Annotated in this window: 14 protein-coding genes; 7 read left to right on the top strand and 7 right to left on the bottom strand. The window is 69.8% G+C overall.

Going from position 1 to position 12,816, the window contains the following annotated elements; all coding sequences use genetic code 11:
* Window positions 1–193: 193 nt before the first annotated feature.
* Complete coding sequence (gene gcvA, locus DIE21_RS07340) at window positions 194–1,105, top strand: transcriptional regulator GcvA (RefSeq protein ID WP_124497052.1); 912 nt, start codon at window positions 194–196, stop codon at window positions 1,103–1,105.
* Between the two features lie 24 nt (window positions 1,106–1,129).
* On the opposite strand, the gene DIE21_RS07335 is transcribed toward gcvA, so the two are convergent.
* Entirely contained in the window at window positions 1,130–2,143 is a 1,014-nt protein-coding gene (locus tag DIE21_RS07335; RefSeq protein WP_260432335.1) for a helix-turn-helix domain-containing protein, read from the bottom strand.
* Here DIE21_RS07335 and DIE21_RS07330 point away from each other — a divergent pair.
* The 3 genes from DIE21_RS07330 to DIE21_RS07320 all read left to right on the top strand — a co-directional run bounded on the left by DIE21_RS07330 (window position 2,142) and on the right by DIE21_RS07320 (window position 5,870).
* Window positions 2,142–3,464 carry a tetratricopeptide repeat protein gene (locus DIE21_RS07330; protein WP_124497051.1) on the top strand — a complete coding sequence of 441 codons (1,323 nt, stop codon included), beginning with the start codon at window positions 2,142–2,144 and terminating at the stop codon, window positions 3,462–3,464. The genes DIE21_RS07335 and DIE21_RS07330 overlap by 2 nt on opposite strands.
* A 200-nt stretch (window positions 3,465–3,664) precedes the next feature.
* Window positions 3,665–4,930, top strand: a complete 1,266-nt coding sequence (locus DIE21_RS07325; RefSeq protein ID WP_260432334.1) for an MFS transporter — start codon at window positions 3,665–3,667, stop codon at window positions 4,928–4,930.
* 31 nt (window positions 4,931–4,961) lie between these two features.
* Window positions 4,962–5,870, top strand: a complete 909-nt coding sequence (locus tag DIE21_RS07320) for a LysR family transcriptional regulator (RefSeq protein ID WP_124497050.1) — start codon at window positions 4,962–4,964, stop codon at window positions 5,868–5,870.
* 19 nt (window positions 5,871–5,889) lie between these two features.
* Here the strand turns inward: DIE21_RS07320 and DIE21_RS07315 are convergent, their stop codons facing one another.
* The 4 genes from DIE21_RS07315 to DIE21_RS07300 all read right to left on the bottom strand — a co-directional run bounded on the left by DIE21_RS07315 (window position 5,890) and on the right by DIE21_RS07300 (window position 9,175).
* Window positions 5,890–6,933, bottom strand: a complete 1,044-nt coding sequence (locus tag DIE21_RS07315; RefSeq protein ID WP_124497049.1) for an alcohol dehydrogenase catalytic domain-containing protein — start codon at window positions 6,931–6,933, stop codon at window positions 5,890–5,892.
* On the bottom strand, window positions 6,930–8,141 hold the full coding sequence (locus tag DIE21_RS07310; protein WP_185642734.1) for an FAD-dependent oxidoreductase: 1,212 nt from the start codon (window positions 8,139–8,141) through the stop codon (window positions 6,930–6,932). The genes DIE21_RS07315 and DIE21_RS07310 overlap by 4 nt, the downstream gene beginning before the upstream one ends.
* 2 nt (window positions 8,142–8,143) lie before the next feature.
* Window positions 8,144–8,815, bottom strand: a complete 672-nt coding sequence (locus DIE21_RS07305) for a cupin domain-containing protein (RefSeq protein WP_124497048.1) — start codon at window positions 8,813–8,815, stop codon at window positions 8,144–8,146.
* 78 nt (window positions 8,816–8,893) lie between these two features.
* Window positions 8,894–9,175, bottom strand: a complete 282-nt coding sequence (locus DIE21_RS07300) for a hypothetical protein (protein WP_124497047.1) — start codon at window positions 9,173–9,175, stop codon at window positions 8,894–8,896.
* A gap of 388 nt (window positions 9,176–9,563) precedes the next feature.
* Between DIE21_RS07300 and DIE21_RS07295 the strand changes: the two genes are divergently transcribed.
* The 3 genes from DIE21_RS07295 (at window position 9,564) to DIE21_RS07285 (ending at window position 11,230) form a co-directional block, all read left to right on the top strand.
* Entirely contained in the window at window positions 9,564–9,932 is a 369-nt protein-coding gene (locus DIE21_RS07295) for a CidA/LrgA family protein (RefSeq protein ID WP_124497046.1), read from the top strand.
* Window positions 9,929–10,663, top strand: a complete 735-nt coding sequence (locus tag DIE21_RS07290) for an LrgB family protein (RefSeq protein ID WP_124497045.1) — start codon at window positions 9,929–9,931, stop codon at window positions 10,661–10,663. The genes DIE21_RS07295 and DIE21_RS07290 overlap by 4 nt, the downstream gene beginning before the upstream one ends.
* A gap of 231 nt (window positions 10,664–10,894) precedes the next feature.
* A complete protein-coding gene (locus DIE21_RS07285; RefSeq protein ID WP_124497044.1) occupies window positions 10,895–11,230 on the top strand; it encodes a hypothetical protein in 336 nt (111 codons plus the stop codon).
* A gap of 132 nt (window positions 11,231–11,362) precedes the next feature.
* Here DIE21_RS07285 and wrbA read toward each other — a convergent pair whose 3' ends face one another.
* A complete protein-coding gene (wrbA, locus tag DIE21_RS07280; protein ID WP_124497043.1) occupies window positions 11,363–11,965 on the bottom strand; it encodes an NAD(P)H:quinone oxidoreductase in 603 nt (200 codons plus the stop codon).
* A 61-nt stretch (window positions 11,966–12,026) separates the two neighbouring features.
* A complete protein-coding gene (locus tag DIE21_RS07275) occupies window positions 12,027–12,752 on the bottom strand; it encodes a pirin family protein (RefSeq protein ID WP_124497042.1) in 726 nt (241 codons plus the stop codon).
* Window positions 12,753–12,816: the final 64 nt, after the last annotated feature.

Genomic DNA, 12,816 nt, shown 5'->3' with positions numbered 1-12,816 from the left:
CGTCGCAGGTGCCATGCCTGGCGACCGGAGGCCGTCGGCTGACAGAAAAACCATCCATCCCGATGTCACGTTGTCCGTGTGATCCGTGTGCGGAGATCGCGCTGACCTTCGATCCGATGCGGATTTTTCGCCGATTCCGTTCCCGGGACAAACGAGATAAAGTGTTCGACTCCGAAAGAAAATCTTTACTTCGATGAAATCGCCGGTTCATCTGAACGCGCTGCGCGCATTCGAGGCGAGTGCGCGCCACCAGAGCTTTTCCGCGGCGGCCGCCGAACTGCACGTGACGCCGGCGGCGGTCGGCCAGCTCGTGCGTACGCTGGAGGAGTGGCTCGGCACGCCGCTGTTCCATCGCGGCACCAGCGGACGGATCCGGCTCGTGCCGACCGAAGCCGCCGAGCGCGCGCTGCCGCACGTCCGGACCGGCTTCGACACCCTCGCGCTGGGGCTGGCGGTGCTCAAGGAGGGTTCGGCGAGCGGCGTGCTGACGGTGGCCGTCAGTCCGGCCTTTGCCGCGAAATGGCTGTTGCCGCGCATCGAAAGCTTCCAGGCCGCGTGGCCCGACACCGACGTGCGGCTCGACACCAATCTGAAGCCGGTGGATTTCGTCGCGCAGCGGATCGACATCGGCGTGCGCTACGGCACCGGGCATTGGCCTGGGCTCGCGGCCGACAAGCTGATGGACGAGGAAGTCTATCCGGTGTGCTCGCCGAAGCTGGCGGGCGAGCGTCGCCGCTTGCGGCGGCCGGCCGACCTCGCGCGGGAAACGCTGATCCACGACCTGTCGATGGACAGCCAGACCGGCTTTCCCGCGTGGGATACGTGGCTGCAGCGCTCGGGCGTCAAGGATGTCGACGTGTCGCGCGGCATGCAGATCAACAATTCGGCGGCCGTGCTGCAGGCGGCGATCGACGGCCAAGGCGTCGCGCTCGCGCGCAGCGTGATGGCGCGCGACGACCTTGCGGCGGGGCGCCTCGTGCGGCTGTTTCCGGACATCGGTTTCGCGTCGCCGCTCGCGTACTACGTCGTGTACCGCCCCGAGTGCGCGGGCATGGCGAAGCTCGCGGCGTTTCGAGACTGGCTGCTGGCGCAGGCCGCGGCGTAGCCGCGCGAGCGGGCGGCGAACGTGTCAGCCGTGGCGTGGCGCGTCGGCGTGCTCCGTCGAGAGCAGCGACCCGTGCGCCACTGCTTCGTCCGCGCGGCCGCGCATGTAGGCCTGCGGGCTGCTGCCGAGTTCGCTGCGGAATGCGTAGACGAATGCGGACGTCGAGCCATAGCCAAGCTCCATCGCAGTGCGCGTGACACCGAGGCCGCCGCCCAGCAGCTCGATCGCGCGGAACAGCCGCATGCGCCGGCGCCAGCTGCGCAGGCTCATGCCCGTCTCGGCCACGAAGCGGCGCGCCAGCGTGCGGGCCGACATGCCAAGCATCCGGCCCCATTCCTCGGGCCCGCGCGGGTCGGCAGGATCGGTGTAGAGCGCCTCGCACAGCGTGGCGAGCGCGCCGGCCTGCGGCCACGGCAACGCCGCCGGCAGCGTGCGTGCGCGGCGCAGCTGGTCGAGGATCAGGTGGGTGATGCGGCCCGCATAGCCGTCGCGATCGGGCTGGCCGTCGATCGCGGTTGCCTCGATGACGAGCGCCTTCAGTAGCGGGGAAACCGCGAACACGGCCGGGTGCCCGGTCGGCAGCGCCTGTCCGACCGCCTCCGCGATCCACAGGCTGCGGAATTCGGCGCCGAGCAGCGAGCCGACGCGATGGCGCAGTCCGCCGGGCAGCCACACCGCCTGCTCCGGCGAAATGACGAACGACTTGCCTTCGACGATGACCGTGAGCGCGCCGGAAATCGCATAGACCATCTGGTGCCAGCGATGCGCATGCTCGGGAAAGCGGTGCCGCGGCGGGATGGCCTGCGCTCGCACCTTCAGCGGCGCAGGGGGCGCCACGCCTGCCGGCGGCTCGATTGTCTCCCACGTCATGGTCGTCCTCCGATTGGCAGATATTCTATATACGTTGGCAATCAATCGAAATACCGACACCGGGAAAATTGGTCTAATGACCGGGGTGCCTGTCCCGTCGCACGGGATCGGCGACCCGCACCGCCGCCGCCCGGCGCCCTCGAATTCCACCGGAGTAATCTGCTTCATGGCCCGTCACGACCGCTACAGCCTGCCTCTTTCGACGACTTCCGACCTTGCGGCCGAGCGCTATCGTGCGGGCATCGATCTGCTGCTGTCGCTGTGGCCGGGCGCTGCGCAAACGCTGGACGAGGCGATCGCGGCCGATCCCGACTTCGCGCTCGCGCATGCCGCGCGGGCGCGCCTGCACGCGATTCGCGCGGAAGTCACGGACGCCCGCGCGAAGATCGCCACGGCGCTCGAACTCGTGAACCGCAACGGCACCGAGCGCGAGCGCAGTCATGTCGCGGTGCTGTCGCATGCGATCAACGGCCGGTCGGCGAAGGCGCTCGCCGATGCGCTCGCGCATGCCGACACGTGGCCGCGCGACATCGTGATCCTGTCGCTGCCGCTCGGCGCGTTCGGCCTGTTCGCGTTCTCCGGGATGGCCGACCATGACCAGGCGCGTGTGGATCTGTGCGAACGCCATGCGCGCCACTTCGACGCGGACGACTGGTGGTTTCTCACCTACCGCGGCTGGGCGCATGGCGAGAACGGCGACGTCCGGCTCGGCCGCGCGCTGACCGAACGCGCGCTCGAACTGCGGCGCCACAACGTGAACGCCGCGCATGCGGTCGCGCACGTGCTGTACGAAGCCGGCGCGAACGACGACGCGCAGGCGCTGATTGCCGGCTGGCTTCCCGAATACGACCGCAGCGGCGTGCTCCACAGCCACATCGCGTGGCATGCCGCGCTGATCGCGCTGGAGCGCGGCGACACGGAACGCGCGCTCGCGATCTACGACGCGCATGTCGCGCCGTCGGCGTCGCTCGGCGTGCCGATCAACGTGGTCAGCGATACGGCGTCGTTCCTGTGGCGCATGCAGGCATACGGCCACACCGTGCCGGAAGGCATGTGGGACGACGCGGCGCGGTATGCGTCGGGCTATTTCACGCAGGCCGGCTTTGCGTTCGCGGACGTGCACATGGCGCTCATTGCCGCCGCCGTCGGCGACAAGGCGGCGCTCGAGCGGCGCGTGGACGCACTGACGACGCTCATCGATGCCGCGACGCTCCCGGCCGGCTCCGTCGTTCCGGCGATCTGCCGGGCCGCGCTCGCGTTCGCGGAGGACCAGCCCGCGCGCTGCGCGGACCTGCTCGAGCCCGTCGCGCACGACGTCGTGCGGATCGGCGGCAGCGGCGCGCAGCGCGAGATCGTTCAGGACACGCTGCTGGTCGCCTGGATGCGAAGCGGCAACGTGGAGAAGGCCCGTGCGCTGCTCGCCGAGCGGCTGCAGCGCCGCCCGTCGCCGCGCGACACACGTTGGCTCGGCCAGCTGGGCGGCGCCTGACGCGACCGCCGGCGAAGGCGAGCGCTGCCGGACAGGCCGCGCGCGCCGGCTGACGCCACAACGCGAACGCGGGTGTCAGGCCGATCGAATTAAATAGTTTTACTTATCAATTTTCCGTCGATGCATTCATGCTGAAAGGTACGGCGGGACGGCGAACCCATGCCGCCGTACCTGACCCGGTGCGCGGTTGAGGAAGTGCAATGAATTCTGATGACGTGATGAAGCGCGCCGCGCTGCGCAGACGGCTCGTCGGCGGGATCGGGCCGGTCGCGGCGATCTCGATCGCGCAGCTGTTCGGCACGGCGCTCTGGTTCAGCGCGAACAGCGCGGCCGCGGACCTGATGCGCGTGTGGCATGCGAGCGCGGCCGATATCGGCTGGCTGACCAACGCGGTGCAGCTCGGCTTCATTCTCGGCACGCTGACGATCGCGCTGAGCGGGGCGGCCGACCGCTTTCCGGCGAGCCGGATCTTCGTGTGCAGCGCGATCGTGGGCGCGATGTTCAACGTGTGTTTCGCCTGGCTGTCCGGCGGGCTGGTGTCGGGTGCCGTGTTCAGGTTCGGCGTCGGCGTATGCCTGGCGGGCATCTACCCGATGGGCATGAAGCTGATCGTCGGCTGGGTGCCCGATCGGGCCGGGCCGGCGCTCGCCCAGCTGGTCGCGATGCTCACGCTCGGCACCGCGCTGCCGCACGCGATGCGCGTCGTCGGTACCGGGCTGTCGTGGCAATGGGTGATCACCGCGTCGTCGGTCCTCGCGCTGCTCGGCGCGGGCGTGATCGCCACGCTCGGCGACGGGCCGCATGCGCGCATGCGCCGCCGCATCCCGTCCGGCAACGGACGCGCGGCACCGGATCCGCGGCCATCGGTCGCGCAGGCATTCCGGGTCCGCGCCTTTCGTGCGGCGACGTTCGGGTACTTCGGTCACATGTGGGAGCTCTACACGTTCTGGACCATCGTGCCGCTGCTCGTCGCGCGCACGTCGATCGCGTCGCATGTCGCGCACGCCGGCGTTTCCGGCATCGCGTTCGGCGTGATCGGTGTCGGTGCCCTCGGCTCGCTGATCGGCGGCAGCCTGTCCGCGCGGATCGGCAGCGCGAAGGTCGCCATCGGCGCGCTGGCCGTGTCCGGTCTCTGCGCGCTCACGTTCGCGACGACGTGGCGTTTTCTTCCGCCCGCGGCCATGGCGATCCTGCTGATCGTGTGGGGCGCGTCGGTCGTCGCGGATTCGCCGCAATTCTCGGCGCTCGCGGCGAATGCGTGCCCGCCGGCGCTGGTCGGCAGCGCACTCGCGATCCAGAACTCGATCGGGTTCGCGGTCACGGTCGTGTCGATCGCCGCGACGACGGCGCTGCTCGAGCACGTCGGGCTCGATGCGACGTGGCTGCTGGTGCCGGGGCCGCTGTTCGGGCTGGCGTCGTTCGCGTGGATGTCGCCCGCCGCGCGCGACACCCGGCGCGCGGCATGACGCCGCCGCGCGCAACGAACGGAGGCCGCGCATGCTAGACCTTCAGTACCTGTCGATCCTGATGGAAGTCGAGCGTCTGGGCAGCGTGACGGCCGCGGCGGAGCGGCTGAACGTGACGCAATCGGCGCTGTCGCACATGGTCCGCAAGTTCGAGGAACGGCATGGCGTCAAGCTCTGGACGAAGAACGGGCGCGGCCTGCGGTTCACGCAGGCCGGCGAGTACCTGCTGTCGCTGGCCGAACGCGTGCTGCCGCAGATCGAGCATGCCGAACGCACGCTCGTCGATTTCGCGGAAGGGCGCCGCGGCGCGCTGCGCGTCGGGATGGAATGCCATCCGTGCCAGAAATGGCTGACGCGACTGACGTCGCAATATCTCGCTGCTTGGCCGGATGTCGACTACGACGTCCGCACGGCATTCCGCTTCGACGGCGTGGCCGCGCTGCTCGGCTTCGAGGTCGACTTGCTGATCACGCCCGACCCGGTCGACCTGCCGGAGCTCGCGTTCGTGCCGATCATCGACTATGAACTGGTGCTGGTCGTCCACGACGCGCACCCGCTGGCGGCGCGCGAGTTCGCGCTGCCGCGCGACCTGCTGGACGAAGAGCTGATCACGGTGCCGGTCGGCAAGGAGCGGCTCGACATCTATACGCGCTTTCTCGTGCCCGGGCACTGCCGGCCGAAGTTTCACCGGACCGCCGAGCAGACCGACCTGATGCTGCAACTCGTCGCCGCGCGGCGCGGCGTGGCCGTGCTGCCGGACTGGCTGGTGGTCGAGGAGGGCGCGCCATTCCCGGTGCGCACGGTGCGGCTCGGGCCCGAGGGCATCCGCAAGCAGATCAATCTCGGGGTCCGGCGTGGCGACGAGGAGATCGCCTACATCGCGGGATTTCTCGCACTGGCCCGCGATGCGGGCATCGGGGCCGGTCAGGACGCCGGATGACGCGGCCCGCGCGAGCCGTTCAACCGGCCGGACGTGCCGTACGCGCCATCGACAGAACCATGCGGAACTTGACGTCGCCCGATCGCATCCGCTGGTAGGCGGCGTTCGCCTGCTCGAGCGGCATCACTTCGATCAGCGGGCGCGCGCCGGACAACACGCTGAACCCGAGCACCTTCTCGCTTTCGTACGGCGTTCCGGTGAGCGAACCCGCGATGCCGCGTTCGCCGCCGACCAGATGCCCCGTCGACACCGAAAGCGGATCCTTGCCCGCGCCCAGCAGCATGAGACGGCCCTGAGGCGCCAGTCCGGCCAGCAGGCCGGAGACGGTGTCGCCATGGGCGACGGTCGACACGATCGCGCGGGCGCCGCCGAGGTGGCGCAGCCGCGCCGCGGCGTCCTCCGCCTGGCTGTCGATATAGACGTGCGCGCCGAGCGCCACCGCATCCACGGCGATGTCGCTGCCGCGACCGATCGCGACGACCTTGAAGCCCATGCGGCGCGCGTACTGGACGGCCATGTGTCCGAGTCCGCCGATACCGAGGATCGCGACGACGTCGCCGGGTTCGGCGCCGCATTTCCGGAGCGCATTGAACGTGGCGATGCCGGCGCAGAGGATCGGCGCCGCTTCCTCGGCGCCCAGTTCGTCGGGAATCGATACGAGGCCGGTGCTGCGCGCGAGCATCATTTCCGCGTAGCCGCCGTCGCAGGTCGAGCCGACGACCGGCTGGTTCTCGCATAGCTGGAAGTTGCCTTGCCGGCATGGGGCGCACGCGTTGCAGTGACCGCCGAGGCGGCCCACGCCGACGCGTTGACCGACCGACCACAGCGGCGGCACGTCCGGGCCGATCGCGGCGATGCGCCCGACCACTTCGTGGCCCGGTACGCGCGACCCGCAAGCAGCGGGGTCGACGTGCTCGATATCGCGTGCATCAGCACCGCAGATGCCGCAGGCGTCGACGGCAATCAGCACGTGTCCGGGGCCCGGGATCGGGACGGCCCGTTCGACCCGTTCGAGTACGCCCGGCCGGGCGATCTGCATCGCGCGATAGCTTGTCTGATTCATGATCTTTCGTCCAGGTGGAGTGTGGTGCGCGGAGAAGATTCGTGGTCCGTATCGATGGCCTGAATGCCGAACGATTCGAGCAACCGGATACCGTGCGCGGCGGCATCGACGGCGCCGGCGACGTAGCCCGGAAACGCGCGCGACCATTCGCTGGCGATGCCGATCAGGCGCCGGTGCCACGGACCGGACGGCGCACCGGGCGATGCGGGCGCCGGGTGGCCCGCGTGGCCGTCGCGATCGTCGGGCGTCGCGGCATGGGCGTCGCGCGACCAGTCCTTGATGAAGTCGGCTTCCGGGAGCGCGGCCGGCGAACCGAACAGGCGCGCCAGTTGCGTGCGGCACTGCGCGCGCAGCACGTCGTCCGGCACACGGGCCCGCACGCCGGCCGGCATGCCGAAGAAACCGAACAGCGCGGCGCCGCCGCCTTCCATCGACGCATCGTGGATCTCGCCGAGCGGGCCGCATGCGCTGCGGGCTTCGCCGGACAGGCCGTGCTCGCGCCAGAACGGCGTGCGATAGCGCGCGACGTACTTCGCGTGCGGCGCCATCCACGTCGCGGTGTGCCGCCACTGCCGCGCGAGCGGCGCGGGCAGCGCCGGCGCGAACCCGATGCGTTCCTCGGCCAGGCGCGGCGGCACGGCCAGCAGCACATGCGCGACGGGCGTCGTCATCGCGTGGCCGGTGGCATCTTCGCTGTCCACGTCGATGCCGGTCTCCGTGCAACGCAGCCGCCGTACCGTTTCGCCGGTGACGAGGCGCGCCGGATCGAGCTGGCCGGCCAGCGCATCGACCAGCGCGGACATGCCGCCGACCAGCCGCATCGATGGGGGGTAGGTCGCGTAGCCGCGCGTCCGGACGGGCGGATCGTTGCGCGATCGCTCGACGATCATGTCGCCCGCGGCCGGCTGTGCGAACGTTGCAAGGCCGAGTGCGCGCACGAGCGCGTCGAGCTGCGGCTGAACCTCGGGCCAGAACCAGGTCGCGCCGAGGTCGAATCGGTCGGCGCGGCCGTTCCGGTCTGCCGTGCCGCCAATCGACGGCGCTGGCGCCGGCGCCAGTGCGGGCGATGGGGCGGACGCAATGCGTCCACCCAGCGTCTCCCGTGCCTCGAACAGCACGTAGTCCCGGATGCCGCGCTGCTCGAGCAGGCAGGCGGCATGCAGTCCGCTCAGTCCGCCGCCGACGATGGCAATGCGTGGTGCCGGCATGGTCAGGCTCCTGTTTCGAGGTGGGTCAGATGGCCCGTCTTCAGGTAGACGGTCGCGCCGGACTCGCCGGCGACGACGTCCGGTGTCGTGCCGGCCGGGAAGCGCATCCACGCGCCGCGCACATGCGTGCGCCGGTGCGTCGCGAGTGCGCCAGCCAGGACGAACAGCTCGGCGCCGTGCGTGGCGGCGCCGCGGAGCAGCGGTTCGCCGGGCGCGAGGCGGTGCAGCGCGACCGTTTCCACGCCGCTTTCGTGCAGCGGGCAGACCAGTCGATGGTTCGTGCGGTGCCACGATGACGGCGCGCGCGTATCCACGCGAGTCGGCTCGCTTTCGTCCGGCGCCATCTGGCGCAGCTTGACGAAGATGACGGCGCCGTCGGCGCTCGACGGCTGATGGGACGAGCCGGGCGGATTGCGCAGGTACCAGCCGGCCGGGTAGTGCCGGTCGCCTTCCGAAAAGACGCCGGACAGGACCAGGATCTCCTCGCCGCCCGGATGCGCGTGACGCGGGAAGGACGCGCCGCGCGCATAGCGCACGACGCTCGTCGCGCGCGCCTGTTCTCCGCCGGTGCGATCCAGCATCACGCGTTCGATGCCCGTCTGCGGGGACGCGATCCACCGGTATTCGTCTGCGCGAACGGCGACGCGGCGTGAAAAATCTGCGTTGATCATCATGCTTCGGTCGCACGCCGCGATGGCGGGTCCGGCTGACCGGAACCGGTCACGGCGGCGCGTCGGATGTGCGGCGTCACGTTATGCGACCTGATAGACGCGCACGTCGGGCGCGGCGTCGAGCAGCGGCTCGAGCGCGCCGACCACGTCCGTTTCGAACAGGTCGCTCGACAGGTAGCCGAGCGCGTTGGCCTCGCTGTCGAACCCGTGCAGGACCTGCACGTCCGCGTCGCGCACCAGCAGTTCCTTCGACTGCGCGCCCGCGATCGTGTTGAGGAACGGCGCCTTGTATTCCTGGTAGACGCGGGCGGCCGCCGCGCGGTTTGCCGCTGCGATCCTGAGCGTGATCTGCAGATAGAACATCCGAATCTCCTTGTTCAGTGCACCGGGCCAGCGCTTGCCGGGGTGGCAAGGGGAACGGGTCCGGCGCCGGTTCGTCACGTGCGGCGACGCCGCGACGTGAGTGCCATTTTTGGCACGGCGCTGCGGTCCGACAAGCGAGATAAAGTGTGTGTGAGGTAAAGAAAATGTTTGTCGCGGCGAGCCGGCGCGCGGCGGCTCGCGGCCCGGGACCGGCGACGCGATCAATGGATCGCGTACACCTTGCGCACCGGCTCGATGACGTCCCACTGCCCGCCCCGCATCCGTTGTTGGTACGATCGCGCGTATCGTCCACGCCGGCGTCGCACGCCGCCGGCCCATCGGCCGTGCGCCTGCACGGAAGCGCGGCCACGTTCGGGAGAAGCGGTTCATGCTGCAGGCGTTCGCGGTCTTGCTCACTTTCCAGTGTCTCGGGGAAGGGGTGTCCCAGCTGTTCGGCCTGCCGGTGCCGGGCCCCGTGATCGGCATGCTGCTGCTGTTCGGCTTCGTGATGCTGCGCCCGCAGGTGGCCGACGCGATCGAGCCGACCGCGTTCGAGCTGCTGCGCCATCTGTCGCTGCTGTTCGTGCCGGCCGGCGTCGGCATCATGGTGTCGGCCGACCGCGTGCGCGGCGACGCGCTCGCGGTGGTCGTCGCGCTGGCGGTGAGCACGTCGCTCGCGATCGCCGTGACCGCGCTCGTCACGCGCGCATTGCTGCGGCGCCAGCGGCGCGCCGACGGCGCGGAGGGCACGCAATGACGGCCTTCCCGAAACTCGGCGCGATCTGGGTCTATCTCGCCGCGAGCCCGCTGCTCGGCCTGACGATCACGCTGATCGCCTACCTGATTGCACAGGCCGTCTATGCACGCGCGCGCTTCAATCCGCTCGCGAACCCGGTGCTGATCGCGGTCGCGCTGATCGTCGTGCTGCTGACGATCACGCACACGCCGTATCCGACGTATTTCGAGGGCGCGCAGTTCGTCCACTTCCTGCTCGGGCCGGCGACCGTCGCGCTGGCGCTGCCGCTGTACCGCCAGTGGTCGAAGCTGCGGCGCGCGGCGGTGCCGCTGCTCGTCGGGCTGCTGGCGGGCTCGCTGACCGCGATCGTGTCGGCGGTCGGCATCGCCGCGCTGTTCGGCGCGTCGCACCAGACGATCGCGTCGCTCGCGCCGAAATCCGCGACCACGCCGATCGCGATGGCCGTCGCGCAGGCGATCGGCGGGATTCCGTCGCTGACCGCCGTGCTGGTAATCTCGACGGGAATCTTCGGCGCCGTGTGCGCGCGCGGGATCCTGAACGCGCTGCGCATCGAGGAGCCGGCCGTGCGCGGTTTCGCGCTCGGCGTCGCGTCGCACGGGATCGGCACCGCGCGCGCGTTCCAGGTCGGCGAGGAGGCCGGCGCGTTCGCGGGCCTCGGAATGGGGCTGAACGGCGTGCTGACCGCATTCGTCGTGCCGATCCTGCTGCCGGTGCTGTCGCGCTGGATCTGAGCGGTGCCGCGCGCGAGGCTATCGGTTTCCCTGATGGCCGCATGCGCCGCCCGGCCGGCCGGGCGTCCGCCGCGCATGTATCGCGGCCGTTATCGGGAGAATTCAGGAACCGGCACGGACATTTGCGCGGCGATCGGCTAACGTTGCATCGGCGCCGTCGTCGCACGCCGACGTCCGTCGCGTGCGTGCCGGCGTTTGACCCACAACCAACAATCGACAAGGAGATCCGCCATGACGAAGTCTCGCGTGGTTTCGGTGGCAGTGGCAGTGACGGCGTCGTTCGGTCTGCTGTTGACCGCCGCGCCGGCGGCATACGCGCAGGATCCGGCGTCCGCACCGATGCAGAATCCGGCATCGGCACCGACGCAGAAGCAGCTCGACAAGGCGCAGAAGAAGGCCGCCCGCAAGGCGGCACGCGCGCGCCATGCGAAGGACCTGAAGGCGATCGGCACGGGCACCGGCTACCGGCTGACCAACGACCAGAGCAACTATCCGCAGAACGCGGTGGAAAAGGCGCCGGCGACGAAGGCGACGCCGGCGCCGGCCGCGCCGGCATCGGGCCAGTAGCGGGCCAGTAGCGGCCGGCGTTCGGGCGATGAAAAACGGCGCCGGGTCGACCGGCGCCGTTCGTTCGTGTGCGTCCCGCGCACGCGGCACGCACCGCGGTCCCGGGCTTCCCGGGACGGGCGGCAACCCGCGTTACGACGCGAGCTTCGCGGCGAGTTCCGCGACGTGCCTGCCCTGGTAGCGCGCGATGTCGAGTTCGTTCGCGCTCGGCTGACGGCTGCCGTCCGCGCCCGCGAGCGTGGTCGCGCCATACGGCGTGCCGCCCGTGATCTCGTTCATGTTGACGAGCCCGCTGCACGCGTAGGGCACGCCCACGATCACCATCCCGTGGTGCAGCAGCGTCGTGTGGAACGACGTGATGGTCGTTTCCTGGCCGCCGTGCTGCGTGCCGGTCGAGGCGAACACGCTGCCGATCTTGCCGACGAGCGCGCCCTTCATCCACAGTCCGCCGGTCTGGTCGAGGAACGTGCGCATCTGGCCGGCCATGTTGCCGAAGCGGGTCGGCGTGCCGAAGATGATCGCGTCGTAGTTCGCGAGTTCGTCCACGGTGGCGACCGGCGCGGCCTGGTCGACCTTGACGCCGATGGCCTTCGCCTGGTCGACGGGGATGGTTTCCGGCACGCGCTTGAGCGTGACCTCGACGCCGGGCACCGATGTCGCGCCTTCCGCGATGTGCTGCGCCATCGTTTCGACGTGCCCGTAGGACGAGTAGTAAAGAACGAGTACCTTGGCCATGTTGCGAATCTCCGAATAAGAAGGCCCCGCCTTCAGCGGGGCCCGATGTTCCGAACGGGCGTCATGCCCACTCGGCCGTCACTTCGACCGGGCGCAGGTCGAATACCAGCACCTCGGCATCCTTGCCGTCGGTGAACGTCAGCGCCTGTTCGCCGCGGATGCGCGCGCCGTCGCCTTCGCCGAACGTCACGCCGTTGACCGTCACGCTGCCGCGTGCGACGTGCACGTAGGCGAAGCGGTCCGGTGCCAGTTCGAGCGTGGCGCGCTCGTCGCCGTCGAACAGGCCTGCGTAGATCCGCGTGTCCTGCCGGATCTTCAGCGAGCCGCCGTGGCCGTCAGGCGACACGATCGGCGTGAGCTTGCCGCGCTTGTCGGCCGCCGCGACATTCGTCTGCTGATAGCGCGGCTCCGCACCCTTCTCGGCCGGCCCGACCCAGATCTGCAGGAAGTGGACGGGCGTTTCCTGCGAGTGGTTGAACTCGCTGTGACGCACGCCGGTACCCGCGCTCATCAACTGGACGTCGCCCGGCACGATCACCGACCCGGTGCCCATCGAATCCTTGTGCTCCAGCGCGCCTTCGAGCACGTACGACAGGATTTCCATGTCGCGGTGCGGGTGCGTGCCGAAGCCGCGGCCCGGTGCGACGCGGTCGTCGTTGATCACCAGCAGGTCGGAGAAGCCGACTTGCTTCGGATCGTAGTAATTCGCGAAAGAAAACGTGTGACGGGAGCTGAGCCAGCCATGCTCGGCACGGCCACGTTGGTTTGCTGCACGAGTCTCGATCATGATTTTTCCTGGATGTCCGCCGGACCTCGGAAGTGGGCCCGGCCGTTCGTTGAGATGCATCTTA

It is taken from the genome of Burkholderia sp. Bp9140, assembly GCF_003853425.1.
In the GTDB taxonomy this organism is placed as follows: Bacteria; Pseudomonadota; Gammaproteobacteria; order Burkholderiales; family Burkholderiaceae; genus Burkholderia.
Note: the sequence above shows the minus strand (reverse complement) of the source record. Positions and strands in the feature narration are given on the sequence as shown.

Bases quoted from the DNA above. Each gene is read 5' to 3' on its own strand.
- gcvA (WP_124497052.1), top strand. From the start codon at position 194: ATGAAATCGCCGGTTCATCTGAACGCGCTGCGCGCATTCGAGGCGAGT.
- DIE21_RS07295 (WP_124497046.1), top strand. From the start codon at position 9,564: ATGCTGCAGGCGTTCGCGGTCTTGCTCACTTTCCAGTGTCTCGGGGAA.
- DIE21_RS07300 (WP_124497047.1), bottom strand. From the start codon at position 9,175: ATGTTCTATCTGCAGATCACGCTCAGGATCGCAGCGGCAAACCGCGCG.
- DIE21_RS07305 (WP_124497048.1), bottom strand. From the start codon at position 8,815: ATGATGATCAACGCAGATTTTTCACGCCGCGTCGCCGTTCGCGCAGAC.
- DIE21_RS07335 (WP_260432335.1), bottom strand. From the start codon at position 2,143: ATGAAGCAGATTACTCCGGTGGAATTCGAGGGCGCCGGGCGGCGGCGG.
- wrbA (WP_124497043.1), bottom strand. From the start codon at position 11,965: ATGGCCAAGGTACTCGTTCTTTACTACTCGTCCTACGGGCACGTCGAA.
- DIE21_RS07325 (WP_260432334.1), top strand. From the start codon at position 3,665: ATGAATTCTGATGACGTGATGAAGCGCGCCGCGCTGCGCAGACGGCTC.
- DIE21_RS07290 (WP_124497045.1), top strand. From the start codon at position 9,929: ATGACGGCCTTCCCGAAACTCGGCGCGATCTGGGTCTATCTCGCCGCG.
- DIE21_RS07275 (WP_124497042.1), bottom strand. From the start codon at position 12,752: ATGATCGAGACTCGTGCAGCAAACCAACGTGGCCGTGCCGAGCATGGC.
- DIE21_RS07330 (WP_124497051.1), top strand. From the start codon at position 2,142: ATGGCCCGTCACGACCGCTACAGCCTGCCTCTTTCGACGACTTCCGAC.
- DIE21_RS07315 (WP_124497049.1), bottom strand. From the start codon at position 6,933: ATGAATCAGACAAGCTATCGCGCGATGCAGATCGCCCGGCCGGGCGTA.
- DIE21_RS07310 (WP_185642734.1), bottom strand. From the start codon at position 8,141: ATGCCGGCACCACGCATTGCCATCGTCGGCGGCGGACTGAGCGGACTG.
- DIE21_RS07285 (WP_124497044.1), top strand. From the start codon at position 10,895: ATGACGAAGTCTCGCGTGGTTTCGGTGGCAGTGGCAGTGACGGCGTCG.
- DIE21_RS07320 (WP_124497050.1), top strand. From the start codon at position 4,962: ATGCTAGACCTTCAGTACCTGTCGATCCTGATGGAAGTCGAGCGTCTG.